The organism is Levilactobacillus spicheri DSM 15429, assembly GCF_001435095.1.
GTDB classification, from domain to species: domain Bacteria; phylum Bacillota; class Bacilli; order Lactobacillales; family Lactobacillaceae; genus Levilactobacillus; species Levilactobacillus spicheri.
In genome coordinates this window covers 104346-130861 of sequence record NZ_AZFC01000015.1, presented here as the reverse complement: position 1 = coordinate 130861, position 26516 = coordinate 104346, and the positions used below count along the sequence as shown (strand labels likewise).

Sequence of the window (26516 nt, the reverse complement as noted above, 5' to 3'; positions counted from 1 at the left end):
TTTATCTTATTCTCAAACGCTGTGGACCGGTTCACCGGCGCTACTTACATCTTCTTTTCGAAGCCTTCCATCGGCGCGGCGGCGTTCTGATAATCCGCGGCCGTATTCGGGTCCGTGGTGAAGTGCATCACGGAGTAGAAGGCGCCCTTCAGGTAGGCCTGCATGGCCCGCGGAATCCGCAGCTCGTCCATCTCGGACGGTGACAGCTGGTAGCGCAGGCTGGCCTCGTCGTGGTCAAGTACCTTCTCGACCCATTGCGGTTCGCGAATCATCTCCCGACCCATGGCCACCAGGTCGGTCCCCAGGGCGAGCACATCCTCGGCGTCCTGCGGCGTCTCGACCGAGCCCACCCCGATCAGCGGCTTGCGGCCGGCCAACCGGTCCTTGATTTGTGTCAGGATTGGCATGTGGTCACTTTTATCGTTCAACGACGTCCGGTGCGCGGACCCCATCGACACGTGCAGGTAATCCACGGGCGACTCGCCTAACATGTCCACGAAGGCCAGGGAGTCGTCCAGGCGAATGCCGGGCGTCTCGATCTCTTCAGGCGATAACCGGTACCCCAAGAGAAACGGCCGGTCGGCGAACTGGTCGATGGCCGCCTGGGTACTGGCAATGACGGCCTTAGCGAAGCCCATCCGTGCGTCACGGTCGCCGCCCCACTTATCAGTCCGCCGGTTGGAATTCGGGGAGAAGAATTGCTGTAACAGGTAGGTATTGGCCCCGTGGAGCTCGACACCGTCGAAGCCGGCCGCGATGGCCCGCCGCGTCGCATCACCGAACGCCGCAATGATCTCGTCGATCTCGGCGGCCGTTAACGCCCGCGGTTCCTGGGAGTCTTCCGGGAAAACGGCCTTGACGGCGCTGGCACTGACCGGCTGCTGGCCGCGCAGGATCCGGTCGTTGGACTTGCGCCCGGCGTGGAAGATCTGAAGGACGGCCTTGGTGCCGTTGGCCTTCATGGCGCTGGCCAATCGGCTCAGGCCGGCGATGTCGTCGTCACTGGCGATTGACAGCTCCCCCTCGAAGCCCTTGCCACTGGCGATGACGTTGGCGACCTCGCCCACGATCATCCCCACGCCACCAGCGCGAGCGCCGTAAAAGGCGATCTCGTCGTTGGTGACCTGGCCGTCGTAGAAGCTCGACATGGTCGTGGTCGGGGCCATGACCATCCGGTTCTTCAGGGTCACGCCGTTCTTAAACGTAAAAGGTTCCATAAATTGATAACTCATTTTGTTGGGCCTCCTGTAGGTTGGGTACATGGTTGGGTGCAGGTGAGAATCGCCGCCAGGACGGGGCGTAAGCCCGCGCCCTTGGTCGACAACGCCCAGGTGCGCTGTTTCACGTGAAACACAATCAGGTGGTGGCGCCACAAGCCAATCAGGGCTCGTGGACCGTGCCACCGGTCGTGTCGGGGTAACTGATACCAAAGCGTGCTCAGTGATTGCGGGCCGTCCGCCAGGGCCAGCAAGAGCCGCCACTGGGCCGGACACGAAATCACCGCGCGAATCGCCCGTAAACCATCGTTGGTTGCGTCCATCGGCGCCACCTCCTTATGGGTCCTAGTTTACGAGCTCCCTCAGTAAAAAAGAAGAAGGCACTTTCAGGTGCCCTGGAACGCGTGAAAGTTGCCTTTTTCGTGAGATTCGTTATAATAGTTTAAACGTTTAAACGACATCAAAAAGGAGTCTTGTCCCATGACCACTCGTCAACAAGCCGCCACGGCCTTCGAAGCCGCCGCGCCACTCTTCACGGTCCTGGCCGACCCGTACCGCCAGCAGATTCTGCTGGACCTCGGGACCACCGCCGAAGGCCGCAACGTCAATGAAATTACCGAAAAGCTGGCCCTCTCCCGGCCGGCGGTCTCCCACCACCTCCTGCTGCTGAAGCAGGCCGGGCTGGTGGCCGTCACCAAGCACGGGACCCAGAACATCTACACTCTGACGCTCAAGGCCCCGATCCACCAGATTCGCGCGTTGATGGACCTGCTGGAAGCCAGCTGCGAGCGCGGGAATCACTGATGAAAGCACCCTCGCTCAGTAATCGTCATCCCAATCGAAAACAGGAAGCCCGCTCTCGCCTTGGGAGAACGTGCTTCCTGTTTTTTCATTGGTGGTTAAGTCGTCGATTGTAAGAGGTTTTCGAACCCGCTGTGGTCGTTTTGTACGCTGGCATCGGCCAGGCCGGCTTCGCGGAGTTCGTCGACGTGGTGCTCCCCCCAGATGGACATCTGGACCAGGACCGTGCCCAACGAACGCCCCATCGCTGTCAACGTGTAGACCACCTTGAAGGGCGCCTTGTCGCCGTAAACCTGGCGCTCCACGATGCCGTCCTCGGCAAGTTCCCGGAGCTGCTGGGTCAGGACCTTCTGGGAGATCTCCGGCAGGTCGTGGCGCAAGTCGCAGGTCCGTTGCGGCCGCACGCTGAGGTGGCACAGAATCCGCGGCTTCCATTTACCACTGATGACGGCTAACGTTGCTTCGACCCCAATATTGTAAGTTTTCTTGGCCAATTGCGGCGCCTCCCTGTGTCTTTTTGACGAGTATAGTCGTTTTACTTACTTTTGACGAGTAGGCACTTTTTGGTAACCCTGGACCATCCCCGGTCTGACGCCTATACTAGGAGGTATCTAACTGCACGAGGAGGGGATTCACATGCAAAAACCTGCAGCGTTACAGCGTGGCGATCACGTCGCCATCGTGAGTCTGTCGGCCGGGACCCTCGGGGAACCGTTTGCCGCTCACGAATTGAAACGGGGCCAAGAACGGCTCCGCGACCTGGGGCTCGTTCCCGAGTTCATGCCTAACAGCCTCAGGGGCGTCGACTACCTGTTGGCCCACCCCGAGGCCCGGGCCGCCGACCTCAAACAGGCCTTCACCGACCCGCACATCGCCGGCATCATCTGCGCCATCGGGGGGATCGAGACCTATCGCTTGGCCCCCTACCTGCTGGATGACCCCGCCTTCGTGGCCGCGGTGCGGGCCCATCCCAAGCTCTTCACCGGCTTCTCCGACACCACGGTCGACCACCTGATGCTCTACGGGCTGGGGCTGACCACCTATTACGGTCCCAACTACCTCAACGACCTGGCCGAGTTCGCCCCGCAGCTTTTGCCCTACACGCAGCGCACGCTGGCCCACTACTTCACCAATCCCGCGACGACGCCCATCACCAGCAGTCCGACCTGGTACGAAGAGCGGACCGATTTCTCGGCCGCGGCGCTCGACACCCCGCGGATCAGTCATCCCGAGACCCGGGGCTACCAGGTCTGGCGCGGGTCCGGCGTCGTCACCGGACAGTTGCTCGGCGGCTGCCTCGATAGCCTGAACAGCCTGATGACCGACGTCCGCTACCCCGACGAGCCCCGCATCAGCGACCGCTACCACCTGTTGCCCAGCGCGCAAGACTTCGCGGGCAAGATCCTATTTCTGGAAACCAGCGAGGAGCAACCCACGCCGGCCGCCTACCGGACCATGCTCGAGCACTTAAAGGACCGGGGCATCCTGGCCAAAGTGGCCGCCATCATCACCGGCAAGCCGCAAAATGAAGTCCACTACGCCGCCTACTGTCAGGCGCTTCAGGACGTCACGGCGGACCTGCACACCCCGCTGATGACCAACCTGAACTTCGGCCACGCCTACCCCCGGACCGCGTTGCCGTACGGACTGACCGCCGCGCTGGACTTGGACCACGCGACGTTGACCGTGACGGAACCCTACTTCAGCGGTCCCGTTACCTCAGATTGATTGGAGCATCCCCGCCTACTGTCCGGTGAGCGGGGATTTTTCGTGCCGTCCATGACGCCTATTTGTGAAACTTTTATCCAGAGCACTTTATAATGTAAGCGCTTTCTGATATACTAAATCTATCGTTAGGAAAAGAGGAATTATCATGACAAAGGTCTTAGTAATTTACGCTCACCCTGAAACGAAAACTTATTCCACCACGGACAAATTCTATCAACAATTTATCGGCGCTTACCGCGAGGAGCACCCCGAAGACGAGATCATCGAACACAACGTCTCGGAGTACATGCCGTTCCCGCTCAACAAGATCGCCGTTTCCATCTATAACAAGGCCCTGGTCAACCAGGAGCTGAACCCCGACGAGGCGCGCTTCCAGGACGCCCGTCAGAAGTGGGTCGACGAGTTCATCGACGCGGACAAGTACGTCTTCGTGAATCCGATGTACAACCTCTTCATCCCGAGTGAAATGAAGAGCTACCTGGACATGATCATGCAGATTCCGGACACCTTCCACTACACCAAAGAGGGCACGATGGCCGGCATGCTGCACGACAAGAAGGCCATCCACCTGCAAACGGCCGGGGGCGACTACCACGGATCCACCGGGGCGCCCGACATGAGCCAGCTGGACCTGGGTCACCAGTACATCGGCGCCATTCTGCACGTGATGGGCGTCGACGACTTCACCGGCGTGTACGCCGAGGGCATGGACCACGACCCGGCCAACGCACCGGAAATCATGGCCGACGCCTTCCAGCGCGCGGAAGATGCGGCGCGGGCGTTCTAGGACCGGCCTGACTGGCACACTGCCGACAACACGCTCATGCGAAGACTGTGTTCAGGCCACGTCGGCCCGAACCGACAAAAAACGTTGTCCCCGATCTGTGAGTCGGGACAGCGTTTTTTATTTAACGAATCAAAAATCCGCTTAATCATTAAGCTGCATGATAAAATTGTGAGTAGTTGCTGAAGTCATTTAGGGAGGGATCCATTGATGAAAACCTCAAAGATCGTCTTAGCCAGCGCCCTCAGTTTAGCCCTATTAGGCGGCACCTCAGTCGTGGCCAACGCCGATACCCAGGGCACCCCGCGCGTTCTTCGGGGAACCTGGTATTCTAAGTACACCAAGGTGCCTAAGGGGAGCCGGACCAACCAAGCCTATTACAACCGCTTAGTCGTAAAGGTTCAAAAGAAGGCCGTCAGAACCTATAACTGGACCTACACGAAAAAGCACAAACTATTCGCCAGTTCCCCCGATGAAGGCATTAATCTGAATCTGACTTACCAACACACCAAGAAACATCAGTATTACATAACCGGTAGCAGTTGGAAATTCAAGGGAGACTATGTCGACTACGAATTCAATCTGAGCAAGCATAACCGAAAAACCGTTATCTGGTCATCACCCGAAGAAGCCTCCAAGGTCTACTATTTTGGGACCTTTTACAAATAGGTTGCACGAAAAACCCGTTACCCCTTTTCACTGGGAGCAACGGGTTTATTTTACCTTTTAAGCCGGCACCACCATCACGTCGGTGTCGACGATGCCAAACTGTCGACGCATCTGGGCTTCGATGGTCTCGCCCAGCCGGTAGCTGTCCTTGACCTGCATCTGCGCGTCGACCGCGATGATGACGTCTAAGGTCACCACGTTGCCGCTGTAGTGGGCCTTCAAGTCCTCGACCCGTCGAACCTGGTCGAAGCCTTCGATGACCTGGCGGAACTGTGCTTCGGCCTGCGGGTCAAAGTAGTCCGCGAGGTTCAAACTGCTCTCGCGGAAGATCTTGACGCCGGCCGCCAGGATGAACAGGCCGACGATGATGCTGGCCACACCGTCCAGCCATTCCAGCTGGAAGAGCAGCGCTCCGGCAATGGCCACCAAGGTCCCCAGGCTGGTCAGCGCGTCACTCAGGCTGTCCTGGGCGGCAGCCGTCAGCGCGGCATTTTGGAGCTTGCGCCCGGCCCGCCGGTTCAGCCACCAGACCACCAACATGATGACCATCGCGATGGCCGCCCCCACCAGCGTGATGGGCCGCGGAACCTCCTGGCTCTGTGGGTTCATCAGGCTCTTGATGCCGCCGAAGATGACGCTGGCGGCGATGGCGATCATCACGATCCCGGTGATCAGGGTGAAGACGGTCTCGTAGTGAAACCGTGTCAATTGGAGCCGCTGCCCGTTTTGCTGGAGGTCTTCCGGCAGCGGCCGCCCCATCAGGTCATCGTCGTCGATGTCGCGGGCGATGAAAATGCCGATCAGGAGCAGCGCCGCCGACACGATGCCGGCCAAGTTGTTCAAGGCGTCGGCCCGCAACGTTTGCGAGTGCCCGACGATGGCCAGATAAAATTCGATCACCGAGATGGCCAGGTAGGCCGCCACGTTGAACCACAGGTGGTGCTGGGCACTGTGGAGTTTGGTCAATTCTTGTTGCTGAAGCCGTTGCCACGCCGCCGTTTCCGCCTGGCGATGCGCTTGTCGTTCTTGCATGCTGTCGCTTCCCGTTTCTAAATTCCGGCGCGGCTATCACGCCCGGTCGCGCCCCCTTAGGGATACCACAAATGGGACACTAACCGGTCAATTTTGCCTAGGGGCATTGCTCGATGTAGACCCACTGGTTGAACGCCCCACATCAAACGGGGTACCCACCCTGGATAATAGGCCCGGGTTTCCTTCGTCAGATTGCTCACAGACAATCACCTAGCGCCATCCAACCGCGCGGGTCAATCGCTAAGATAATAATGCCGTTAATCTACGCTGAAGGGCCAGGCAAAAACGGGCTCAGGGGTGAAATTTATCTTAGTCGGTGTTCCTCAACCGACTTAGATAAAGGCCGGTATTTGAGACGCTCTGGGGCTCAAATCCGTGCCCACCCCGTTCCAGCCCACTTTTTGCCTGGCCCGGAAGCACCGTTTTAGCTAGTCTTGCGTCCAAACCTCGTTAACCTGGTCGTGGTGGTAGCTTTGGCCATCGGTCAGGACCGTGCTACCATCATAGGCCGTGTAACCGTAGTAGGTCTCGGTCTCCCCGTTGCTCCAGGTCACGTCGATGGCCACGTTGGCATCGATGGTCTTGGTGTCGTTGGTCCCGGTCGATACGTCGTAGGACAGCACGCCCTTGGCACTGGACGGCTTGATGGTCGCGTAGCCGTGAAAGGCCGTGCCGTCATTGTTGTTCTGGATGACCGTCCCGTCGGTATCAATGTCCAGTTCGGACTGGATCCGGTCGCCATCATCGTCGTTGTAGAACAGGTAGTCGCCGGTAAACTTGTTGTAGCTGTCGAAGCTGTGGTTGGTGCCCGTCGTGGTCGTCGCGTGGGTCGCGTGATTGGTCGTCACCGACTTGGAGCCCTTGGCCGTCTTTAGCAGGAACTTGTCGTTACTCTTCTGCAGGTCGAAGAACTCCGTCTTGACCGTGCCGTACCCCTTGTGGTTCAGGTCGGCAATGTTGATGGCGCTCAGCTTCTTGTTCGAGGCCTGGTAGTGGCCGGCCACGTTCAGCTTGCGGGCCGCCTGGATCACCGCCTCATCTTTCGCCAACTTACTCGACGACTGGGTCGAGCTGCTGGACGAACTGGCCATGTTCTTGGGTGACCCGAACGAGCAGCCGGTCAGTCCCACGGCGGCGACCAGTAAGGCGGCGGTCGTCACGAGCCGCTTATTTTTTGTGATGCGCATGTTTGTCAGACTCCTTCATTTTTCATCATCGTTTCATTCTATGTATCCACTTAATTATTTTAAGCCAATCCTTTCAGAATCACCATCATTCAGCGCCCTTCTCAAAAATTCACGATAAAAATCCTCATAACGGAAAAGTTTGTTTAGTCTTTCATCATCCTAACTGCCCCGATGAAAGCTCCTTTTGAATTTTCTTGAGAGGTGCTTAACCCTACGGAGAACGGCGGTTTATCACCTTTTTAACGGCCAACTAACAAACTTTTTATCGAAAACGGTTGCATACTGTAAGTATCTAAGTTATAATTCATTTGTGAATTAGGTATTAAAGATTTTCAAAACTTCTGAAAGAAGGCATTTTGTATTATGGCTGAACGTAGTTATGACTTTTTGATGCCCAGCGTCAACTTTTTTGGCCCTGGTGTAATTAGCAAGATTGGTGAACGTGCCAAGATGCTCGGGATGAAGAAGCCCGTTATCGTTACGGACAAGTTCTTGGAGAGCATGAAGGACGGAGCGGTACAACAAAGCTTGAAGTCCTTGGACGCTGCCGGTGTTGACTATGTAATCTACAACAACGTCGAACCAAACCCCAAGATCCGCAACATTAAAGAAGTTAAGAAGCTTTATGAAGAATCCGGTGCGGACTCCATCATCACCATTGGTGGGGGCTCAGCCCACGATACTGGTAAGGGTGCCGGCATTATCTTGACCAACGGTGATGACATCACCAAGTTGGCCGGGATCGAAACGCTCGACAAGGCCTTACCACCACTGATCGCCGTTAACACGACTGCCGGGACCGGTTCCGAACTGACCCGTCACGCCGTTATCACCAACGAAAACACGCACTTGAAGTTCGTGGTGGTTTCATGGCGGAACATTCCGTTGGTTTCCTTCAACGACCCAACCCTGATGCTCGACGTGCCAAAGGGCTTGACCGCAGCGACTGGGATGGACGCCTTTGTCCAAGCCATCGAACCTTACGTGTCCGTTGACCACAACCCAATCACCGATTCACAATGTATCGAAGCCATCAAGTTGATCGAAACTTCCTTACGGGAAGCCGTTGCTAACGGCCACAACCTGGAAGCCCGGACCAAGATGGTCGAAGCTGAAATGTTAGCCGGGATGGCCTTCAACAACGCCAACTTGGGTTACGTTCACGCCATGGCTCACCAATTAGGTGGTCAATACGATGCGCCACACGGTGTTTGCTGTGCTTTGCTGTTACCTTACGTTGAAGAGTACAACATCATCGCCTGCCCAGAACGGTTCGCTGAATTGGCCAAGATCATGGGTGAAAACACCGATGGCTTGTCCACGCGTGACGCTGCCGAATTAGCCATCAAGGCCATGAAGCAAATGTCACAAGACGTTGGTATCCCAGCTTCCATCAAGGAAATCGGTGCTAAGCCAGAAGACTTCGAACTGATGGCCGAAAACGCCTTGAAGGACGGGAACGCCTTCTCCAACCCTCGTAAGGGGACCAAGGAAGACATCATCAAGATCTTCCAAGCTGCTTACGACGCTAAGTAATTTGAAATAAACTGAACTACAAAAAAACCTGTCGGTGCGCCGGCAGGTTTTTTGTTTATACTAGAGGTAGTTCGGCCATTGATTCAATTGGCCACTGGAGGAGGAACCTCAATGTCTGAAAAGTTTTTGACCTTTGATTGTTACGGTACCCTGTTGAACGAGGAACCGACCTACGCCGCCGTGGCGGCCGCGGCCCAGCGAATCGGCGTCGATCCCCAGGTCGCCCGGCAACGCTTCATCGCCTACCAGAGCAACCGCGACAACATGCACCCCTACCTGGATTACGCCGTGCTGACTCGCAACAACCTGATCCACCTGGATTACCAATTCGGCTTACGTCACCAGTTCGAACGGGCCTACGTCGACGTCCTGATTGCCCACCGGAGCCTGCCGCCGTTCCCCGAAGTCATCCCGACCCTGGAAACGTTGCGCCAACGCGGGTATCACCTGATTATGATGTCCAATTCGTCGTGGGACATCATCCCCGCCAACGTCGCGGCCCTGACGGTTCCGTTCGACGTTTGGACCGCCGAGGACGTCCACGCCTACAAGCCCGACCTGCACTTCTTCAAGACCATCGAACGGGAATACGGCCTGACCCCGCAGAACCACTGGCACATCGCCCAGGGCTACGGCAGTGACATCGTCCCCGCCAACCAGCTGAAGTGGCCGTCCATTTGGGTCAACCGGGCGCAGGACGCCCCCAGTGCCGCCGCGCGGCCGACGCAGATGGTCACCACCCTGGACCAGGCGTTGGCTTACCTGCCCTAAACACCGGTTCTAACGGACCAAAAACGATTGTGCGCCACCACGTCAGCGTGTTTCACGTGAAACACGCTGACTTTTATTGACTGACAGTCCTGCCAACCGAGGGGTTCGGCCATTTTAATCAGCCGCCGAATCGTTTGGGGAATGTGGTACACTCAAGAAAATCGCTCACGAAGGAAGTCTCGCTATGTTTATCCCCCTGATTGTCGCCATCGTCTTCATCAAGTTCATCAAGGACCAGTTCGAGTTCAGCGCCATTCGTTGGATCAGCTACTGGTTCATCCCCATCTTCTGCCTGTACCAATTCGCACGGACCTTCACCTGGTCCCCACTCAACGTCCTGTTAACGGTGGGCTTAATCTTGGTCGCCTATCTGGTGGGCCACTACCAGACCGCTCACACCCAGGTGCGCCTGGAGGAGACCGGCAGCCAGTACTTCCGCGACGCGAACGGCCAGGAGGTGCCCATCTACCGCAAGGTCGTCACGGCCCAGGGCGGGCGCCACTACCTCTACGGCTGGCTGATCATCCTGGTGCTCCAGATCGTCATTGAGGGCACCTACCTCCACGAGGTGCTGACCGTCGACCACGTCTTCGAGGCCACCTACAAGGAAGTCCTGGCCGACGTTTTGATCTTCTACCGTTTCAGCGGCGGCCGTCACAGCAGCTGGATTCTCTGGGGATTAACCGCCTTTTCCAGCCTGAGCTACACGCTTCTGTTAGCCCACAAGTCCCCGCTGGCCAACCGGGTGCTGTTCGGGAAAAAGAAGTACCAGCACGTCGCCGAGAATGAGGACCGCAACGCTCACTAACGCCGTCGGACGATCAAAAATTTTTTCATCGTCACGTACCAGGTCGCCAAAACGCCGGTAGCTCGGGATTTTCCCATTAAAATTACATGGCGAAATCGGCCGGGCAACTCATGAATTTCAAATTTTTCTTTTACATTTTCGGTTTTAGTGCTATTCTATTGGCAACAAGATAAAGGCGATAAGAAAGCAGAGTAAGTTTGCGCACACTGCCAGTGAATTGGGGATAGTGGAAACCCAACCCAGAGGATGTGCTTACCGAATAACCCTTTCTTAGGTTTCTGGCTGAAATGACACGCAACGCGTTCACAGTAGGTTTAGACGTTGACCGGTACGTTACCAGCGGTGGAGCATGGTTGTGCTCTTATTTGAGGAGGCCTATTTAATTAGGCAATCTGGGTGGTACCGCGAAAAGTCTTTCGTCCCTGTATTGGGACGGGAGACTTTTTTATTTTGGTGAAAAATGTATAAAAAACAGACAGGAGTGGTCATGATGCACTTAATTATCCCTAAGAACTACGATCCAAAACTCGACGTGATTCAAACACAACAGGCGATCCGCTACATTCGGGAAACCTTCCAAGATGAATTCGGCAAGGAACTGAATCTGTCCCGGCTCTCCGCCCCCATGTTCGTGGAAAAGGACACGGGTCTGAACGACAACTTGAACGGCATCGAAAAGCCGGTCTCCTTCACCATGAAGGACATGCCCGGCAAGACCATCGAAATCGTCCACTCCTTAGCCAAGTGGAAGCGCCTGGCGTTGAAGCGCTACGGGTTTGCCATGCACACCGGTCTGTACACCAACATGAACGCCATTCGGAAGGATGAAGACCTCGACAACATCCACTCAATCTACGTCGACCAGTGGGACTGGGAAAAGATCATCGCCAAGGAAGAACGGACCACGGCCACGTTAAAGGACACGGTCAAGACCATCTTCAAGGTCATCAAGCACATGGAGCACGAGGTCTGGTACAAGTTCCCCGAGGCCGTGCACCACTTGCCTGACGAGATTCACTTTGTCACGACCCAGGAACTGGAAGACGAGTTCCCCACGTTGACGCCCAAGGAACGGGAAGACGCCATCACCAAGCGTTACGGCGCCGTCTTCTTGATGCAGATCGGTGGTAAGCTCAAGAGCGGCAAGCGCCACGACGGCCGGGCCCCCGACTACGACGACTGGAAGCTCAACGGGGACATCTTGTTCTGGTATGAACCACTCCAACACGCCCTGGAAATCTCCAGCATGGGGATCCGGGTCAGCGAGGAATCCATGCGTGCTCAACTGAAGGAAGCGGGTGCCGAGGACCGGGCGACCCTGCCGTTCCACCAGATGCTCTTGAACGGCGAACTGCCATACACCATTGGTGGCGGGATCGGTCAATCCCGGCTGTGCATGTTGCTGCTGGGTAAGGCCCACGTTGGGGAAGTCCAAGCCAGCGTTTGGCCCCAAGACATGATCGACGAGTGCTACGCACACAAGATCCAAATTCTCTAAACTGATGACCCGCCAGGTCCCCTCACCGCACGACCGGTATGGTCGGTGAGTGCTCAGCCAAGGCCAGCTCACGTTCCCTTAGCTGTCAGTCATCAAAAGACCGCTTCATTCCCGTATTTTACCGGGAACGGAACGGTCTTTTTCAATCATTTAACCAGCCCCAGCAGGGACAATAGCCACTCTGGCGGGTACCCTGCCAGCCAGACCAGGAGGAGGCCCGCCACCAGGGAACCGCTATATAGCCCCCACAACCAACGCTGATAGCGTGGCTGACGTCGCCGCACCCTGGGCGACCACAGGCGACCATACTTCCACTGCGCTATCAGGCCGACCCCCACCAGTCCCAGGGCCCCTAGTAGCACGAGCGCATCTGGATGGAGCGGGTTGCGCCGGATGACCTCGAGAATGCCATTCCCCGTTAACCACCAAGGAAATCCCAGACTGACCAGGGCAATTCCCCAGGCCATTAACACGGGTTTCTTTTCTGCCATCACAGGCACCTCCGTTCGTTTTCCCTGAGTATATCAATTATACGGGCGTCATTCCCGCGCAAAAGCCCCCGTATCGGCATCAGTCCGGTACGGGGGCTTTTAAGTTTCGAGCCCATTGTCTTCGTTTTCGGGGGAGAAATATGACGTTAGGCGTGCGTAATACTCGTGGTACGAACCCAACGGTGGTCACCGTGCCGGTTTTGAACCTGGACGTAAGTCACCGTCTGGCCATCTTCATCAACCTGAGCTTCCCGAACCGCGTGCCACTTCGTCAATGACACCTTTGTCCGTCCGCTCGGCTGGGATTGATGTAATTCATGGAACCAGACTTGGTGCGGCTTCAGGCGCACCAAGAATTGCTTGAGTTGCTTGATGGTCAAAATCTTGATTTTATGGTGCTGCGTAGATTGTGGCTTCGTGGTGGTCGCACCCGGATACGGCGTCTGGTGACCGTCCGTGGACACTAAGTATTGGGCACGTAGCTGCTCACGCTTGGTTGCATCAAACCCAATTAACTGGTCCAAATAATTGGTCATCGACCCGTAGTTTTGTTTCACTTCTTTGAGGTACTCTTTGATCCATTGATAGTCCACGTGATGATGGTACGTTTGCGACAACATGTAGTCCTTAATAATCGTCGCCTCATCCATCCCCAATGCGGACATGATCAACACGGTCGCAATCCCCGTGCGGTCCTTACCAGATGAACAATGGTACAGCGTGGCGCCGGGCTGGGTCAGCAACTGGTTCAGGAATTGGCGATACCCGGTGACGGCCGCGTAGCCAAAAGCCAACCGTTGCTTATAGAATTCCCCTTCACCCCAGCCACCCGCGTCAACGTAGGCGTGGGGCCCCAGGACGGACAACTGGGTCATAGTTGTTCCCGGAATGGCAACGTCCGGTTTCCCCTTGGTTTGTCCCGGGGTCCGGAAATCCACCACTGCCCGCACATCATAGTCATGACTCAGCGTCTGAACATCCGCCGAGGACAAAGACCCTAAATGGGCAGAACGAATCAACCGGTGTGGCTGAATCTGCCATTTGCCATCCGCTGTTCGATAACCCGCTAAATCCCGCGTGTTATCGTTACGCCCACTTAAGGGAATCCGCGAACCGGGTTCGCCTGCTGTCGGCACCGCCGGTACGTAGCCCGTGTTATATGGAAAGTCCGGGCTGGGATGACCATTATCAACGTGCGTCACCGGGGGTAACGTAATGGTTGAAGCTGCAGCTTGTGCGAGTGGTAGGCCCGTTGACGTTAACGATAAAGCTAACATCGCTAAGCCCGCCGAACGGTACAAGTTACGATTCATCAATCTAACCTCCAAATCTAGTTTTGACACTAAAATTAGTCTACCGAAGGGATATTGAATATCGATTAATATCTGGTAATGATTGTGTATTCTAGATATTTATCCCATTATGATACCGCTTTTCCAGCGACAAAAAACGTCCCGCGCAACCGCTCGCAGTCGGCTACAGGGGACGTTTCATCACTTGATTCAATTATTCAGCGTGCCGCAGATCCAGTTCGATCTGTTCCAAGGACTTGCCCCGGGTTTCCGGAACCAAGTAGTGCACGAAGAAAATGGACAACACGGAGAAGACGCCGAAGATAGCGAACGGCCCACCCACGTTGTTGTTAAAGGCGTCCAGCAGTACCAGGAAGAATTGGGACACGATGAAGTTCCCGATCCAGTTGGCCGCGGACCCGATGGACGAGCCCACACCCCGGACACTCAACGGGAAGATTTCCCCAATCATGACCCACGCAATCGGTCCCCAGGAAATGGCAAACCCGAAGATGTAGATGGCGATCAGAATCATGGTTGGAACGGCCGTCTGTTGCACGCTCATGGTGAAGTTCATCACCGCTAAGATGCCCAGCGAAACGGCCATCACGATCGACCCGAAGATCAACAACTTCTTGCGGTCGAACTTGTCCATCACGCTGTAGGCAATGATGGTGACCAGGAAGTTGACAATCCCGATGCCAACGGAAATCCAGATGGCACTGCTTTCGGCGAACCCGAAGCCTTTAATGAAAACTTGGGGCAGGAAGTAGATGACGGAGTTGATGCCGACTAATTGTTGCAGCAGCATGATGCCCACGGCCACGATGACGGCTGGCCGTGCGACCGTGAAGAGTTCCTTCAGGCCGCCCTTTTGTTGGTGGGCGATGCTTTGGATGTCGTTCAGTTCCTTTTCCGGATCGACATCACTGTCTTGACGTAAGTACTTTAAAACGTTGCGGGCGTCGTCGACCTTGCCCTTTTCCACCAAGAACCGGGGTGATTCGGGCAACAGGAGTCCCCCAATCAGCAACGCGGCGGCTGGAATCAACGCGGACCCCAGCATCCACCGCCAGTCACGAATCCCCAGCAGGTTGTGGTGCAGGAAGCCCAGGTTGGACACGTAGGCCAGCAAGATCCCCAGCGTGACCATCAGTTGGAACATGGTCCCCAGTGACCCCCGCCGGTCGGCCGGCGCCAATTCAGCCAGGTAGGCCGGCGTCAACGCGGACGCGGACCCGACGGCCAACCCTAAAATGATCCGGGCGATGACCATGGAGACGAACCCCATGGCGACCATCGACAGCGACGAGCCGACTAAGAACAGGATGGCTGCCAGGATCAGCAGCTTCCGCCGGCCGTAACGGTCCGCCAGCGGTCCGATTGAAAGCGCTCCCAATGAAGAGCCAATTAAAACGGACGAGGTGATGAATCCGGTTTCAGCGATGTTTAACGAAAAGTTCGTTTCAATCAATGGTGAGGCACCCGAAATGATCCCGGTGTCGAAACCGAACAGCAATCCCCCGAGGGCTCCGAATATGAAAATAAATGATGTACTCAAACGATGTTGCATGACTTTTGTCCCTCTCCTTCAATGGTCTTTTTTCAACAGAAATTATAATAAAACATTTTACTAAAAATGTAAACGGTTTCACGTTAGTTGTGTGGTTAGACCAATTAAGAAAGCCGATAACCGCGGTATTTTCACGCGATTATCGGCTTTGAAAAAAATTTTCATTAACAGTGCTAATTAGGAGACTAAGCGGTCCAAAACGTCCAGAACCCCTTCTGCGTTGTTGGTTCCGGTGTGGTGGATCACCCGCTGCTTGACCGAGTCGGTGGCGTTGGCCATGGCGTATCCGTGGGGCGTCAACGTCAACATACTCAGGTCGTTTTCATTATCGCCGAAGGTCATCAGCTCGTCGTCGGCAATGTCGAAACGGGCCTGTAAATGCCGCAATCCAGCCGCTTTATTGACACTACTTTCACTGATCAACTCGGTATTGTAACCGGATGTTTGACTGGCCAATTCGGTCGGCAGCGCCTGACGCAGCGTCCGCATGACCGCCGCGAAATCGACGCCCGGTTGGAAGGTCACGCCAATGCTGGTGACCTGGTCTTGGAGACGCGCTGGCGTAATCGTCGCGAGACTTGGCACCCGGGTCAGGTGGTCGTAGTAGCGGTGGGTCAGCTCGTAGGCCGCCGCGGAAATCTGGTCATCGACGTAGGCCGACTTGAGCCCCGCCACCAGATGCTCGGCGATGTCGCTCGGGGCGAATTGCTGGTGGATGACGTCGAGCGTCGCGGCTACGGCCTCGGCGGGCATGGCCGTCACGGACAGCAGTTGGCCGTCACTGTGGACGACCGCGCCGTTTTGCGACACGAAGTCCATCTGGTCCTGGAAGTCCTCGAATTGCGTCTGGAGGCGCTGGTACTGCGACCCACTGGCCGCCACCACGCGCACCCCCTGAGCCCGCAGCTTGCGTAAGAGTTCCGCAAACCGGGCGTGGTTATAGGTGTTTTGGTCATTTAGAAACGTGCCGTCCATGTCAAACGCCACTAGCTTAATCGTCATGCGCGTTCCTCCTTCATTAAATTCAGTTTAGCATACCACAAAAAGTGGCCGTGTTTCACGTGAAACCGGCTGACTTTTTATGACTAGCACAATTAGGATTGGTGAACATTTCTCTAAAAGTCTTTGAAAAAAGCGTTCGGCCAACGCCCAACGCTTCTCCATTTATTCATTAATCTGTGGTTAACGTTTCCGGTTCCCCAATGATCAGGTGCCCCAAGAGCGCGACCACCAGGAAGGCGGCCGCGACCAGGCACACGCCGGTCCAACCGGCTTGACTCCAGGCCCAGGTCGCCGCCAACGTCCCCAGCGAGCCGCCTAAGAAGTAGCTGAACATGAAGACGGAGTTGTTCCGGCTACTCTGCTGACGGTTGAGCGACTGGACGATGGCCTGGTTGGAGACCTGACTGAACTGGGTCCCCAGGTCGAGCAGGATGATCCCCACAATCAGGCCGATCAGCCAGAAGCCGACCAACCAGAAAATCACAAACGCCAGCCCGGAGAGCACCATGCTCAACCCGATCGTTAACCGGGGCGAGCGTTGGTCGACCAGGTTGCCGATCCAGGGCGCCGCGAGCACCCCGGCAATCCCCAGCAGGCCTAAGAGTCCGGCGACGCTACTGCCCAGGTGGTACTGGGCTGCCAGGTAAAAGGCCAGCGTCGACCAGAGCACGTTGGACATCCCGAAGAGGCAAAAGCCGTTGATGGCCGACCCGCGTAACGCGCGTTGGTGCAGGAACAGCTGGGGCAGCGTCCGGATCACCGGCCAATAGCGCAGGTCTTGGTGCCCACGCGCGTCGTGCGGCAGGTACCGGTGGACGATGAGCAGGAAGACCAGGTCGATGACCGCCGCAATCAGGTAGATGTCCTGCCAAGGCAGAATGCTCCCGAGCAGGCCACTGAAGGACCGCGAGAGCAAGATCCCGGTCAACAGGCCGCTCAGGACGACGCCCAGAACCTTCCCGCGTTGCAGGCTGGGCGCCAGATACCCGGCGTAGGGAATGATGATCTGCGGGGCAACCGAGGTGATGCCGACCAGGGTCGTTGCCACGGCGAACACGCCGGCGTTGGGCGCCCAGTAGGCCAGCAGGAGCGAGCCGATCGACAGGACCATCATGACCTGAATCAGATGGTAACGGTCGAAGATGTCGCCCAACGGAACGATCAAGAGCAGCCCGAAGGCGTACCCCAACTGGGTGACCATCGCCAACGCCCCGACCACGGATTTAGATAGGCTAAACTCCGTGGCAATCAGGTTCTCGATGGGTTGAATAAAGTTCAGGTTGGCGACGATGACCCCGGTCACCACCGCCATTAATAGAATCGTTTTGCGCGATAACGTTGCTGTCTCTTTCACTTGCCAAAACCTCCTACGTTCTAGGATAACGGTTTGGGCGTGAAATGAAAACCGGTGATGACGGCGTTCATCCCCGTGCACCCTAAAAAACCACCCACCCCAACCGCAAATTCCGGTTGAAGTGGATGATTTATCGTATTGATCCTATTGCGTCTTAATCGTGTTCAACCGACTGATCAGGGTGCACCTTGTTCAGGACGTGGTGCAGCATCAGCTGGTGGTACTTGTTGTGTAACGTCGGGTCCTCCTCCTGGATATCTTGGAGCATCCGTTCGTTGACCTTGTCCAGGATTCGGTTCAACTGTCCTAGCTCCTGATCCGTCAGCACGCGCAGGTACTGGGGGATCACCTGCATGCGCTTTTGGGTCTCCGCGCGGCCCTGATCGGTCAGGCTGACGATGGTCACCCGCTTATCCGCGACGGACTTTTCCCGGGAAACGAACCCCTTCTTCTCCAACTTACGCACGAATTCCGCCGTCGATTGCGGTGTCAAATCGAGGCGCTCGACCAAGTCCTTCTGGGACAAACGGTCGTGGTCGCTCAACGCCAGAAGGATCTTCCCCTGGCCCTGGAATAGCATCTTATAATCGCTTTGGTGCTTGGAATCGTCCTCCGCAATATTTTGGAGAAGGCCGAATTCCACCAGCTTCCCCGCCGTTTTTCCCTGCTTCATCAAATCTGCCATCGCTTAAACACCTCCATGACGCCTATTATACGCGTTACGCCCGATTAATTCAGGTCAACCTGATTAATTTTACTTGCCTTTTAGTCAGGGGGACCTTATAATCTAATTCGTTCAGGTGGACCTGATTAATTTAGTAAAAGGAAGCGTTTCGTATGTCAGCTCAAACCGCTATTCGTGTCACCCATCTCTCTAAAACGTTTAATCAGCACCGCGTAGTCGACGACGTGTCGTTCACCGTGCCCGCCGGGGAAGTCTTCGGCCTGTTGGGCCCCAACGGCGCCGGAAAGACCACGATTCTGCGGATGCTCACCACACTGCTGACCCCCAGCGCGGGCCACATCGCCATCTTCGGGCACGACCTGCAAACGGCCGGTCGCGCGGCCCGGGCGTGCTTCGGGGTCACCGGCCAAAACGCCGCCCTCGACGAAGACCTCTCCGCCCGCGAAAACCTGCTGATCTTCTCCCGGCTCAACGGGCTTACCCGCGCGCAGGCCCGGCAACGCACCCAAGAACTCCTCAATGAATTTTCCCTGACGCACAGTGCCGATAAGCCCATCGCCACCTTTTCCGGAGGCATGCGCCGGCGCGTCGACCTGGCCATCAGCCTGATTACCCGGCCGGCCCTCATCTTCCTAGACGAACCCACGACCGGCCTCGACCCCCGCACCCGTACGCAGATGTGGACAACCATCCGACACCTGGTCGCCCAAGGCTCGACCGTCTTCTTGACGACCCAGTACCTGGAGGAGGCCGACACCCTGGCCGACCGAATCGCCGTCATCGACCACGGCAAGTTGATTCGCACCGGCACCCCCGCGGCCCTCAAGGAAGCGACCGGGGCCTCGAAACTCGTCCTGACCATTGCCGACCTGGACCAGGTGACTCCGGCAGCGCAGGTGTTGGCGACCGCCCTTGAGGCCCACCCCCAGGTCAGCGGCCACACCCTGACCACCCCCTTTCACACCACCGACCAGGTCGCCATCGGTCTCTCGGCGCTGAAACGCGCGGCCATCCCGGTCGCCCACCTCGCCGTGCAGGCCCCCACGTTGGACGACGTTTTCATGGCGCTCACCGTTGGCCAGAATTAAGTTAGGAGGAAGAAAAATGACCCATTCCCTATTTCAAAATATCGGCACCATGGCCTACCGGAACCTGCTCAAGACGTTGCACAACCCCGACCAGTTCATGGACGTCCTGATTCAACCCATCTTGTTCATGATTCTCTTCGGCTACCTCTTCGGCGGTGCCATCGCCGGAGGGGTTCACGCCTACCTGCCCACGATTGTCCCGGGTATCCTCGCCCAAACGGTCCTCTCTGCGGCGTCGGGGTCCGGCGCCCAGATTCGCGAGGACGTTGACGCCGGGGTCTTCGACCGTTTCAAGTCCCTGCCCATCGCCCGAATTGCCCCCTTAGCCGGCCAGCTACTCGCCGATAGCCTGCGTCTCCTGGTGGCCACGGTTGCCTCGCTGCTGACCGGCTACTGCATGGGCTGGCGGCCGAACGTGGCTTTCGGTTGGGTGGTCGTCATCTTACTGCTCGCCGTCTTCATCGGCTGGGCGATCTCCTGGATTTACGCGCTGGTGGGCCTGCTCTCCAGTAGTGCCGCGATGGTCCAGAGTTTCTCGCTGATGACCATGTTGCTGCTGGCCTTTCTCTCCAACGCCTTCGTGCCCATCAAGACGCTGCCCAAGCTCCTGCAGATCATCGCCACGCTGAACCCGGTCACCTACGTCATCACGGCCATCCGGCAGATTCTGGCCCGGGGGACCCTGACGCCGACCGCGGGCTGGGTGTTCCTCATGGGCTGGGGCATCGTGCTGGTGTTCGCCCCGCTGACCATCTGGGCGTACGACCGGCGGAACTAGGGTAACGAGGCGTTAAGAAAAACGGATTCAGCGACCGGATTTTAGACGATTGTGTGGCTGGGTGAATCCTTGCCACATTAGCTCCGTCCGACCGCACCGCTGCCTAGGAGACGACTGATTCTGGTCGTCTCTTTTTTCTGACCTGCCGCTGAAACGACTTTGGCCTGGTCATCCGCTGCTGACGGTGTTATAGTGTACATACACGATAAGGAGCTGATTACCATGACCCACCACTTCTACGAGACCTGTGCCTACTTCACCGCGGCCCGCTACATGCGCACCGTCGAGGGTCTCGCCACCCAGACCTTTCAACCGACCGGGATGAAACCCGCCTATTCCTACATCATGCTGGCCTTAGAGGACCGGCATCCCCAGACGGTCACCGACCTCGCGACCACCCTGGGCTACGACCGTTCGTCGATCTACCGGATGGTCCAGCGCCTCGAACAGCGCGGTCTGGTTCACCTGTACCCCGTCGGCAAGTCCGCCACCGTCGACCTGCTTCCCGACAGTGCCGCCTTTTTAGAAACGGCCAACCAATGCCTCAGTGCCTGGGGGCAGCTTACGGACGCCAAACTGGGGCCGGATAAGGCCGCCATGACCCGCCTACTGACCACCAACAACGCAAAACTAAGGAGCTAAACCTATGACCACCTACCACACCATCACCATCGACCACCTCACCATTTTCTACCGCGAAGCCGGTGACCCCCAGAAACCGACCATGCTCCTGCTCCACGGCTTCCCGTCCGCCAGCCACATGTTTCGCGACCTGATGCCGCTATTGGCGGACCACTTTCACCTGATTGCCCCGGACTACCCCGGTTTCGGCCAGTCAAGCCTGCCCGACCCCGCCGACTTCGCCTACACTTTTACGCACCTGGCGGCCGTGATGACCGACTTCATTACCCAGCTGGGCTTGTCAAAGTTCTACCTATACGTCTTCGATTACGGGGCCCCGATTGGCTTTCACATCGCCGCGGCGCATCCCGACTGGATCGCCGGCATCGTCAGCCAGAACGGCAACGTCTACCGCGAGGGCCTCGGCGCCAAGTGGGCCACCCGCCAGGACTTCTGGGACCACCCGACCGCGGCCAAACGCGCATCCTACCGCAACGCCTTCGCGCCGGACACCATCCGAGGTCAGTACCTCACCGGCACCCCGGCCCACAGTGTCGGTCCGGACGGCTACACGCTGGACATCGCCTACACCCAGCGGCCGCACTACGCCGACGCTCAGCTCGACCTGATTTTTGACTACCAAAATAACATCAAGGCCTACCCGACGTTCCAGCGCTACCTGCGGGACTACCAGCCCCCGTTGCTGGCCATCTGGGGGAAAAACGACCCGTCCTTCATCTTTCCCGGCGCGCAGGCCTTCACCCGCGACGACCCCCACGCCATCGTCCAGGGCGTCAACAGCGGCCACTTCGCACTGGAAAGCCACGCCCCGGAAATCGCGCAGGCCATTCTGCGGACGTTTGCCTAAGCAGTCAAAAAGAGACGCGCATCAGCCACTGCCGGCGATGTACGTCTCTTTTGGCGCTACTTCTTCTCATCAATCAACATCGTCCCGGCAGCCGGGTTGTGGTCGAGGGCCCCGACGATGGGGTGCGGCACGTACGGTTCCTCGAGGCTGGCGATCTCCGCGGGCGTCAGCGTCACGTCCAACGCGGCGGCCGCCTCATCGAGGTGTCGGGCCTTGGTCGAGCCAACGATCGGCGCGGTCACGCCCTTGGCCCACTGCCAGGCCAGCGCGATTTGCGACATCGAGACGCCCCTGGATTCGGCCAGCTGGTGCACGCGATCCACGATGCGCTGGTCCTCGGTCTCCATCCGGTCGTACTTGCCCATCGCCACCCGGTCCGTTTGGCTCCGCAGGGTCGCGGCCTGCCAGTCCTGGTGGCTCAGGTGCCCCGCGGCCAGCGGGCTGTACGGCATCAGGGAAACGCCCTGCTGGCGGCAAATCGGAATCAGCTCGCGCTCGTCCTCGCGGTACAGCAGGTTGTAGTGGTTCTCCATGGTCTGAAAGGCCGCCCAGCCGTGGTCCTTGGCGACCTGCTGCAGATTGGCGAACTGGTAGCCGTACATCGCCGAGGCTCCGATGGCGCGGACCTTGCCGGCAACGACCAGGTCGTTCAAGGCACCCATGGTCTCCTCAAGGGGCGTGTCGTAATCGAAGCGGTGGATGATGTAGAGGTCCAGGTAGTCGGTGCCTAAGCGCCGCAGGGTGCCGTCAATCTCCCGGTGAATCGCCGCTTGGGACAGCCGTCCCGGATTGAAGTAGACCTTCGAGGCCAGGACGACCCGGTCGCGGGCGACGTGGTTTTCGGTCAACGCCCGGCCGAGGTATTCCTCGCTGGTCCCCGCCGAGTAGCCGTTGGCCGTGTCAAAAAAGTTGATGCCCAGGTCTAAGGCGTGCTGGATCACCCGCGCGCTAGCGGGATAGTCCAGCGTCCAGTCGTGCATCGTACCCGGCTGGCCAAAGCTCATGGCCCCGACGCAGACCCGTGAGACCCGAATATCCGTGTGTCCTAATGTGGCAAATTTCATCGTCTTCCATCCTTTCCGTGTACGACTGTCTTAACTGTTGCAAAGCTTAGCACTTAAAGTATACTTGAAGTCAAGGAGGGACCTCTGATGAAAATCGAAACCGTTGCCCAGCAATACCACCTATCCACCCCGACCCTGCGCTACTACGAGCAGCAGGGCCTCTTGGGCCCGGTCCACCGCATCAACGGCATCCGGGACTATCAGCCGGCCGATCTGGCCCGCCTGGACTTCATCATCTGCGTGAAGCGCTGCGGCATGACCCTGCACCAGATCCGGCACTTCATCGCCATCTACGAACAGGGCGACGCCACGATTCCGGAACGCCTCGCCATCCTGCAGGACCAACTGGCGGTCTCCCGCATTCGCCAGGCTCAGCTGGCCGACTCCATCGACCATTTACAGGAAAAAATCGCCGACGTCCAGGCCCTACAGGCGGCCACGCCGACGCTGGAATCCTAGCCATCTGTGTTTCACATGAAACAATTGACCGGACCCGCTATAAATAGGCCCCACCTCGACAACCTGTCGGGATGGGGCCTATTTTTGATTTTAGCTATTCAGCGACCGGAAACAGGAGGGTCATGAGTTGGTTTAGAATTTCCGTTTCGGAATAATGGCGCACATCCCGCTGCAACGCGTAGCTATCACTCCGGAGAAAGGCGATGAGCAGGTCCGTCTTGAACGTCACGACCGCCGGTGCCAGGTGCGGATCGACGCCGTGAATCAACTCCGCGAACAGGTCGACCAAGTCTTGGTAATCCGACCGTTGATAGTACTGACTGGCGGGCTCCAGGCTCCCCTTCGGCAGGACCTGGTACCGGTTCTCCCGGAAGGCCAAGTAGCCCTTTAACGCGTGCTTGAGGGCCGCCCGATCGACGGGATGGATCGCTAGGTAGGCCCGCTGCTGCCGCACGTAGCTTCCGAGCTGATCGTAAGCCAGCGCTAAAAAGAGGTCCCCCTTGGTGGGAAAGTTCCGATACAGCGTGCCGACCCCGACCTGAGCGGCCCGAGCCAACTGGGCCATGGTCACGTCCGCGGCCGTGTGCTCGCGAAACAACTGGTTAGCCGTGGTGAGAATTTTTTGTCGATTTTGCTGTGCATCCTGGCGCACGTTCCCCATCTCCTTATTGACATATTCATCGTTACCTTCTAGTATAGCATTATACTAAGCGGAATATATTCCGGAAAGGATCTTTTTATGTCAGCACAATCCCGGCAACGCGTCGTTTTGATCATTGCCATGCTCAGCTACTTTTTAACCGCCCTCTCGAACTCCTTGGTCCTCACCAGCCTCGCCAAGCTCACCGCGGACCTGAATCTCACGGCGGTCAGCCTCCCGTGGGTCCAAAACGCCTACGGTCTCGCCTTTGGGAGCTTCCTGCTCATCGGCGGTCGGCTCAGCGATGCCTTCAGCCGGCGCCGGGTCCTAGACATCGCGCTGGTCATCTTCATGTTGGGATCCCTGCTCTCCGGACTGGCCCCCAACGGGTTCATCATGATCGCCGCCCGCTTTCTGCAGGGAATCGGCTCGGCGCTGCTGGCACCGACCAGCATGGCGCTACTGATCGACTACTTCACGGGTCCCAGCCTGGTCAAGGCCATCGCCTGGTACAGCTCCGTCGCCGGTCTGGGCTCCAGCGTCGGTCTGGTCGTCGGGGGCGTCCTGGCCAGTTACCTGTCCTGGCGAATCGGCTTTTACCTCAACGTGCCCCTGTGCCTACTGATGTTGGGCCTGGCTTGGTGGGCCCTCCACGAGAACCCGGCAACGACGCACGAGCCACTCGACGTCTGGGGCACCCTGACCTCGGTCCTGGGCTGTGGCTTACTGGTCTACGCGTTAAACGGCGCGGCCCAACCCGTGGTCACTCTGCTGGCCGCCCTCGTCATTCTGGCGGGTTTCGTGGTCATCGAAAAACGCAGCCCGCACCCGACCTTACCGCTCATCATCTTCCATAGCTGGACGCGCACCAACGGGTACCTGAGTCGGGCTCTCCTGAACGGGGCGGTCATGGGCTACTGGTTCTTTATCGCCGAATACCTCCAACAGGTGCGGCACTACTCGCCGTTTAAGGTGGGCTTGGCCTACCTGCCGCTGTCGCTCACCATGTTTCTGGGGGCGATGATTGTTCCCCGACTAATCGACCGCTGGTTAAATAAACGGGTGCTGGTCGTGGCCGTCGCGATTGAATTTGTCGGCTTCGCGCTGTCCCTGCTGGCGTTCGGTCAGACGTACTGGCCCAGTGTCGGCATCCCCATGATGATCATCGGGATCGGTCAGGGGTTAGCCCTCGCGCCCCTCACGAACATGGGAATCTATCAGGTGGCCGCCGATCAGTCCGGCGTCGCCTCCGGATTGGTGAACGCGGGCCATCAACTGGGTGGGGTCTTGGGCCTCGCGTTGATGGTCAACGTCTCCGCCCTGCTGGTCCCCACCCAGGCCATCGCCAGCGAATTTCGCATCGCCCTCATCATCGCTTTGGTCATGGTCGCCGTCGTGACGGGCCTCGCGTTAACGGGCAAGCGCGACGTTTAGCAATCCCTTATGAATCGTAAAAAGCGGCGTCTCACGCACGGAACCGGACCGCGTGAGACGCCGCTTTGCGGTCTTTTAAGCCAACCTTCGTGCTGTGACCTTTAATCAATCCCTTATTCAACCCTGAAACGCCATATTATGTCATCCCCTCCGCGTATAATGCCAGGTAGTCAGACGAGGAGGTTACATCCATCATGAAAATAAAAGTCCTATTGAGTACCCTGTTACTCATCACCACCGTGGGCGGCGTCACGGCGACGGTCACGCCCGCACAGGCAGCGGAAGCCAGCCAAACGAAGCTAAAGACCTTTCCCAAGCAACTGCGGGGCACCTGGTACCACTACTATGGTAAGAAGATCGGTCTCCATAAAATGGTGATTACCAAACACCAGCTAAAGGTGGTCCTGAAGTCCAAAAAGAAGACCGTCAAGGGAACCTTAATGAAATACCGTTATCCCGGAAAATGGGCGACCTATGATTTTGCGGACAAAGAGAATCCCTTCGACATCGCCGCATGGGTCCCCACTAAAATGACCATCAAGGGTCAGACCCATCCCATCATCGCGGAACTAAAACAGGATGTTTCCAAGCCGTGGGCCTACACCCACTTCAATCCCGGCAAGCACCAGTACATGGCACCACTCAGTACGTTACGTCATATTTAGTAAACCACGACTACTTGAAAAATAACTCAGCGAAATTGGAGATGTCTCATGACTCATTTCAAAACCCTTAGTACCCTCCTAATCACCGCGCTTAGCTTAACGGTTCTACCGACAACGACCGCGCCCGTCGCCCAGGCGGCGACCTGGCACCGCGGGACGCCCAAAGCCCTGCAGGGCAAGTGGCGCCTCGGTAGCGTCACGACCGCCTTTGTTCATTTAAAGGTCACCAAAACGCGGTTCTACTTTTACTCCTTCGGCCCACTCTACTACCTGAAAAATGTTCGTTATCGCCAGGTTAAGCCACATACGTACCAGATTCGCGGTTACGAATACTCCCACCAAAAAATGACCGACACCCTCAACATTCGTCGCCAGAAGCCCCAGTCTTTCCAGTTCAAGGGCATTTACCCGAACGATTCTTGGTTGGACTTTAACCGGCGCTGATCGTCATCCGTGATCTTTAAGCAACAA

At 57.3% G+C, this 26516-nt stretch carries 29 protein-coding genes; 16 read left to right on the top strand and 13 right to left on the bottom strand.

The window, feature by feature from the left end:
* Positions 1-44 precede the first annotated feature (44 nt).
* Positions 45-1232, bottom strand: a complete 1188-nt coding sequence (locus tag FD37_RS04480) for an NADH-dependent flavin oxidoreductase (RefSeq protein WP_056963750.1) — start codon at positions 1230-1232, stop codon at positions 45-47.
* A complete protein-coding gene (locus tag FD37_RS04475; protein ID WP_056963749.1) occupies positions 1229-1540 on the bottom strand; it encodes a hypothetical protein in 312 nt (103 codons plus the stop codon). Before FD37_RS04475 ends, FD37_RS04480 begins: the two co-directional genes overlap by 4 nt.
* 157 nt (positions 1541-1697) lie before the next feature.
* Between FD37_RS04475 and FD37_RS04470 the strand changes: the two genes are divergently transcribed.
* Positions 1698-2021, top strand: coding sequence for an ArsR/SmtB family transcription factor (locus FD37_RS04470; protein WP_056963747.1), 324 nt, complete (start codon positions 1698-1700; stop codon positions 2019-2021).
* A 95-nt stretch (positions 2022-2116) separates the two neighbouring features.
* Here the strand turns inward: FD37_RS04470 and FD37_RS04465 are convergent, their stop codons facing one another.
* Complete coding sequence (locus FD37_RS04465; RefSeq protein ID WP_045807653.1) at positions 2117-2512, bottom strand: winged helix-turn-helix transcriptional regulator; 396 nt, start codon at positions 2510-2512, stop codon at positions 2117-2119.
* Positions 2513-2654: 142 nt separating this feature from the next.
* On the opposite strand from FD37_RS04465, the gene FD37_RS04460 reads away from it, so the two are divergent.
* The 3 genes from FD37_RS04460 (at position 2655) to FD37_RS04450 (ending at position 5199) form a co-directional block, all read left to right on the top strand.
* Positions 2655-3746 carry a S66 family peptidase gene (locus FD37_RS04460; RefSeq protein WP_056963745.1) on the top strand — a complete coding sequence of 364 codons (1092 nt, stop codon included), beginning with the start codon at positions 2655-2657 and terminating at the stop codon, positions 3744-3746.
* A gap of 145 nt (positions 3747-3891) precedes the next feature.
* Positions 3892-4533, top strand: coding sequence for an FMN-dependent NADH-azoreductase (locus FD37_RS04455; protein ID WP_045807659.1), 642 nt, complete (start codon positions 3892-3894; stop codon positions 4531-4533).
* Between the two features lie 207 nt (positions 4534-4740).
* A complete protein-coding gene (locus FD37_RS04450; protein ID WP_056963743.1) occupies positions 4741-5199 on the top strand; it encodes a hypothetical protein in 459 nt (152 codons plus the stop codon).
* Between the two features lie 57 nt (positions 5200-5256).
* Here the strand turns inward: FD37_RS04450 and FD37_RS04445 are convergent, their stop codons facing one another.
* Together FD37_RS04445 and FD37_RS04440 are read right to left on the bottom strand one after the other, a co-directional pair.
* Entirely contained in the window at positions 5257-6231 is a 975-nt protein-coding gene (locus tag FD37_RS04445) for a cation diffusion facilitator family transporter (RefSeq protein WP_045807663.1), read from the bottom strand.
* Between the two features lie 428 nt (positions 6232-6659).
* Positions 6660-7418 (bottom strand): hypothetical protein, encoded by a 759-nt coding sequence (locus FD37_RS04440; RefSeq protein WP_225436317.1) that lies wholly within the window; start codon positions 7416-7418, stop codon positions 6660-6662.
* Between the two features lie 363 nt (positions 7419-7781).
* Between FD37_RS04440 and FD37_RS04435 the strand changes: the two genes are divergently transcribed.
* The 4 genes from FD37_RS04435 to asnA all read left to right on the top strand — a co-directional run bounded on the left by FD37_RS04435 (position 7782) and on the right by asnA (position 12031).
* Positions 7782-8954 carry an iron-containing alcohol dehydrogenase gene (locus tag FD37_RS04435; RefSeq protein ID WP_056963741.1) on the top strand — a complete coding sequence of 391 codons (1173 nt, stop codon included), beginning with the start codon at positions 7782-7784 and terminating at the stop codon, positions 8952-8954.
* Positions 8955-9065: 111 nt separating this feature from the next.
* Positions 9066-9725, top strand: a complete 660-nt coding sequence (locus FD37_RS04430; RefSeq protein ID WP_056963739.1) for an HAD family hydrolase — start codon at positions 9066-9068, stop codon at positions 9723-9725.
* A 184-nt stretch (positions 9726-9909) separates the two neighbouring features.
* The gene (locus FD37_RS04425) at positions 9910-10533 is read left to right on the top strand and encodes a hypothetical protein (protein ID WP_056963736.1); all 624 of its coding nucleotides are present in this window, start codon (positions 9910-9912) and stop codon (positions 10531-10533) included.
* Between the two features lie 490 nt (positions 10534-11023).
* A complete protein-coding gene (gene asnA / locus FD37_RS04420) occupies positions 11024-12031 on the top strand; it encodes an aspartate--ammonia ligase (RefSeq protein WP_056963733.1) in 1008 nt (335 codons plus the stop codon).
* 146 nt (positions 12032-12177) lie between these two features.
* Here the strand turns inward: asnA and FD37_RS04415 are convergent, their stop codons facing one another.
* The 6 genes from FD37_RS04415 to FD37_RS04390 form a co-directional block, all read right to left on the bottom strand.
* Positions 12178-12522 carry a hypothetical protein gene (locus FD37_RS04415; protein ID WP_056963731.1) on the bottom strand — a complete coding sequence of 115 codons (345 nt, stop codon included), beginning with the start codon at positions 12520-12522 and terminating at the stop codon, positions 12178-12180.
* Positions 12523-12668: 146 nt separating this feature from the next.
* Entirely contained in the window at positions 12669-13835 is a 1167-nt protein-coding gene (locus tag FD37_RS04410) for a tyrosine-protein phosphatase (protein WP_082605120.1), read from the bottom strand.
* Between the two features lie 193 nt (positions 13836-14028).
* Positions 14029-15387, bottom strand: a complete 1359-nt coding sequence (locus FD37_RS04405) for a sugar porter family MFS transporter (protein WP_056963727.1) — start codon at positions 15385-15387, stop codon at positions 14029-14031.
* Between the two features lie 177 nt (positions 15388-15564).
* Complete coding sequence (locus FD37_RS04400) at positions 15565-16389, bottom strand: HAD family hydrolase (protein WP_056963725.1); 825 nt, start codon at positions 16387-16389, stop codon at positions 15565-15567.
* A 169-nt stretch (positions 16390-16558) separates the two neighbouring features.
* The gene (locus FD37_RS04395) at positions 16559-17701 is read right to left on the bottom strand and encodes an MFS transporter (protein WP_056964116.1); all 1143 of its coding nucleotides are present in this window, start codon (positions 17699-17701) and stop codon (positions 16559-16561) included.
* Positions 17702-17897: 196 nt separating this feature from the next.
* Positions 17898-18428, bottom strand: coding sequence for a MarR family winged helix-turn-helix transcriptional regulator (locus FD37_RS04390; protein ID WP_056963723.1), 531 nt, complete (start codon positions 18426-18428; stop codon positions 17898-17900).
* Positions 18429-18580: 152 nt separating this feature from the next.
* Between FD37_RS04390 and FD37_RS04385 the strand changes: the two genes are divergently transcribed.
* The 4 genes from FD37_RS04385 (at position 18581) to FD37_RS04370 (ending at position 21783) form a co-directional block, all read left to right on the top strand.
* A complete protein-coding gene (locus tag FD37_RS04385) occupies positions 18581-19516 on the top strand; it encodes an ABC transporter ATP-binding protein (protein ID WP_056963721.1) in 936 nt (311 codons plus the stop codon).
* 16 nt (positions 19517-19532) lie between these two features.
* A complete protein-coding gene (locus FD37_RS04380; RefSeq protein ID WP_056963719.1) occupies positions 19533-20294 on the top strand; it encodes an ABC transporter permease in 762 nt (253 codons plus the stop codon).
* A 222-nt stretch (positions 20295-20516) separates the two neighbouring features.
* Positions 20517-20936 carry a MarR family winged helix-turn-helix transcriptional regulator gene (locus FD37_RS04375; RefSeq protein ID WP_056963717.1) on the top strand — a complete coding sequence of 140 codons (420 nt, stop codon included), beginning with the start codon at positions 20517-20519 and terminating at the stop codon, positions 20934-20936.
* A gap of 4 nt (positions 20937-20940) precedes the next feature.
* Entirely contained in the window at positions 20941-21783 is an 843-nt protein-coding gene (locus FD37_RS04370; RefSeq protein ID WP_056963715.1) for an alpha/beta fold hydrolase, read from the top strand.
* 56 nt (positions 21784-21839) lie between these two features.
* Here FD37_RS04370 and FD37_RS04365 read toward each other — a convergent pair whose 3' ends face one another.
* Positions 21840-22847, bottom strand: a complete 1008-nt coding sequence (locus tag FD37_RS04365) for an aldo/keto reductase (RefSeq protein ID WP_056963713.1) — start codon at positions 22845-22847, stop codon at positions 21840-21842.
* An 87-nt stretch (positions 22848-22934) separates the two neighbouring features.
* On the opposite strand from FD37_RS04365, the gene FD37_RS04360 reads away from it, so the two are divergent.
* Positions 22935-23306 (top strand): MerR family transcriptional regulator, encoded by a 372-nt coding sequence (locus FD37_RS04360; protein WP_056963711.1) that lies wholly within the window; start codon positions 22935-22937, stop codon positions 23304-23306.
* A 94-nt stretch (positions 23307-23400) separates the two neighbouring features.
* On the opposite strand, the gene FD37_RS04355 is transcribed toward FD37_RS04360, so the two are convergent.
* Positions 23401-23958, bottom strand: coding sequence for a TetR/AcrR family transcriptional regulator (locus tag FD37_RS04355; RefSeq protein WP_162256112.1), 558 nt, complete (start codon positions 23956-23958; stop codon positions 23401-23403).
* A gap of 87 nt (positions 23959-24045) precedes the next feature.
* Between FD37_RS04355 and FD37_RS04350 the strand changes: the two genes are divergently transcribed.
* The 3 genes from FD37_RS04350 (at position 24046) to FD37_RS04340 (ending at position 26489) form a co-directional block, all read left to right on the top strand.
* Positions 24046-25380 carry an MFS transporter gene (locus FD37_RS04350; protein ID WP_056963707.1) on the top strand — a complete coding sequence of 445 codons (1335 nt, stop codon included), beginning with the start codon at positions 24046-24048 and terminating at the stop codon, positions 25378-25380.
* A gap of 194 nt (positions 25381-25574) precedes the next feature.
* Positions 25575-26045, top strand: coding sequence for a hypothetical protein (locus FD37_RS04345; RefSeq protein ID WP_147007740.1), 471 nt, complete (start codon positions 25575-25577; stop codon positions 26043-26045).
* Positions 26046-26093: 48 nt separating this feature from the next.
* On the top strand, positions 26094-26489 hold the full coding sequence (locus FD37_RS04340) for a hypothetical protein (RefSeq protein ID WP_056963703.1): 396 nt from the start codon (positions 26094-26096) through the stop codon (positions 26487-26489).
* The last annotated feature ends 27 nt before the right edge of the window (positions 26490-26516 follow it).

Bases quoted from the DNA above. Each gene is read 5' to 3' on its own strand.
- FD37_RS04340 (WP_056963703.1), top strand. From the start codon at position 26,094: ATGACTCATTTCAAAACCCTTAGTACCCTCCTAATCACCGCGCTTAGC.
- FD37_RS04385 (WP_056963721.1), top strand. From the start codon at position 18,581: ATGTCAGCTCAAACCGCTATTCGTGTCACCCATCTCTCTAAAACGTTT.
- FD37_RS04470 (WP_056963747.1), top strand. From the start codon at position 1,698: ATGACCACTCGTCAACAAGCCGCCACGGCCTTCGAAGCCGCCGCGCCA.
- FD37_RS04435 (WP_056963741.1), top strand. From the start codon at position 7,782: ATGGCTGAACGTAGTTATGACTTTTTGATGCCCAGCGTCAACTTTTTT.
- FD37_RS04480 (WP_056963750.1), bottom strand. From the start codon at position 1,232: ATGAGTTATCAATTTATGGAACCTTTTACGTTTAAGAACGGCGTGACC.
- FD37_RS04440 (WP_225436317.1), bottom strand. From the start codon at position 7,418: ATGCGCATCACAAAAAATAAGCGGCTCGTGACGACCGCCGCCTTACTG.
- FD37_RS04350 (WP_056963707.1), top strand. From the start codon at position 24,046: ATGTCAGCACAATCCCGGCAACGCGTCGTTTTGATCATTGCCATGCTC.
- FD37_RS04345 (WP_147007740.1), top strand. From the start codon at position 25,575: ATGAAAATAAAAGTCCTATTGAGTACCCTGTTACTCATCACCACCGTG.
- FD37_RS04365 (WP_056963713.1), bottom strand. From the start codon at position 22,847: ATGAAATTTGCCACATTAGGACACACGGATATTCGGGTCTCACGGGTC.
- FD37_RS04390 (WP_056963723.1), bottom strand. From the start codon at position 18,428: ATGGCAGATTTGATGAAGCAGGGAAAAACGGCGGGGAAGCTGGTGGAA.
- FD37_RS04410 (WP_082605120.1), bottom strand. From the start codon at position 13,835: ATGAATCGTAACTTGTACCGTTCGGCGGGCTTAGCGATGTTAGCTTTA.
- asnA (WP_056963733.1), top strand. From the start codon at position 11,024: ATGCACTTAATTATCCCTAAGAACTACGATCCAAAACTCGACGTGATT.
- FD37_RS04415 (WP_056963731.1), bottom strand. From the start codon at position 12,522: ATGGCAGAAAAGAAACCCGTGTTAATGGCCTGGGGAATTGCCCTGGTC.
- FD37_RS04400 (WP_056963725.1), bottom strand. From the start codon at position 16,389: ATGACGATTAAGCTAGTGGCGTTTGACATGGACGGCACGTTTCTAAAT.
- FD37_RS04445 (WP_045807663.1), bottom strand. From the start codon at position 6,231: ATGCAAGAACGACAAGCGCATCGCCAGGCGGAAACGGCGGCGTGGCAA.
- FD37_RS04360 (WP_056963711.1), top strand. From the start codon at position 22,935: ATGAAAATCGAAACCGTTGCCCAGCAATACCACCTATCCACCCCGACC.
- FD37_RS04395 (WP_056964116.1), bottom strand. From the start codon at position 17,701: ATGGCGGTGGTGACCGGGGTCATCGTCGCCAACCTGAACTTTATTCAA.
- FD37_RS04450 (WP_056963743.1), top strand. From the start codon at position 4,741: ATGAAAACCTCAAAGATCGTCTTAGCCAGCGCCCTCAGTTTAGCCCTA.
- FD37_RS04380 (WP_056963719.1), top strand. From the start codon at position 19,533: ATGACCCATTCCCTATTTCAAAATATCGGCACCATGGCCTACCGGAAC.
- FD37_RS04430 (WP_056963739.1), top strand. From the start codon at position 9,066: ATGTCTGAAAAGTTTTTGACCTTTGATTGTTACGGTACCCTGTTGAAC.
- FD37_RS04405 (WP_056963727.1), bottom strand. From the start codon at position 15,387: ATGCAACATCGTTTGAGTACATCATTTATTTTCATATTCGGAGCCCTC.
- FD37_RS04460 (WP_056963745.1), top strand. From the start codon at position 2,655: ATGCAAAAACCTGCAGCGTTACAGCGTGGCGATCACGTCGCCATCGTG.
- FD37_RS04370 (WP_056963715.1), top strand. From the start codon at position 20,941: ATGACCACCTACCACACCATCACCATCGACCACCTCACCATTTTCTAC.
- FD37_RS04455 (WP_045807659.1), top strand. From the start codon at position 3,892: ATGACAAAGGTCTTAGTAATTTACGCTCACCCTGAAACGAAAACTTAT.
- FD37_RS04475 (WP_056963749.1), bottom strand. From the start codon at position 1,540: ATGGACGCAACCAACGATGGTTTACGGGCGATTCGCGCGGTGATTTCG.
- FD37_RS04375 (WP_056963717.1), top strand. From the start codon at position 20,517: ATGACCCACCACTTCTACGAGACCTGTGCCTACTTCACCGCGGCCCGC.
- FD37_RS04425 (WP_056963736.1), top strand. From the start codon at position 9,910: ATGTTTATCCCCCTGATTGTCGCCATCGTCTTCATCAAGTTCATCAAG.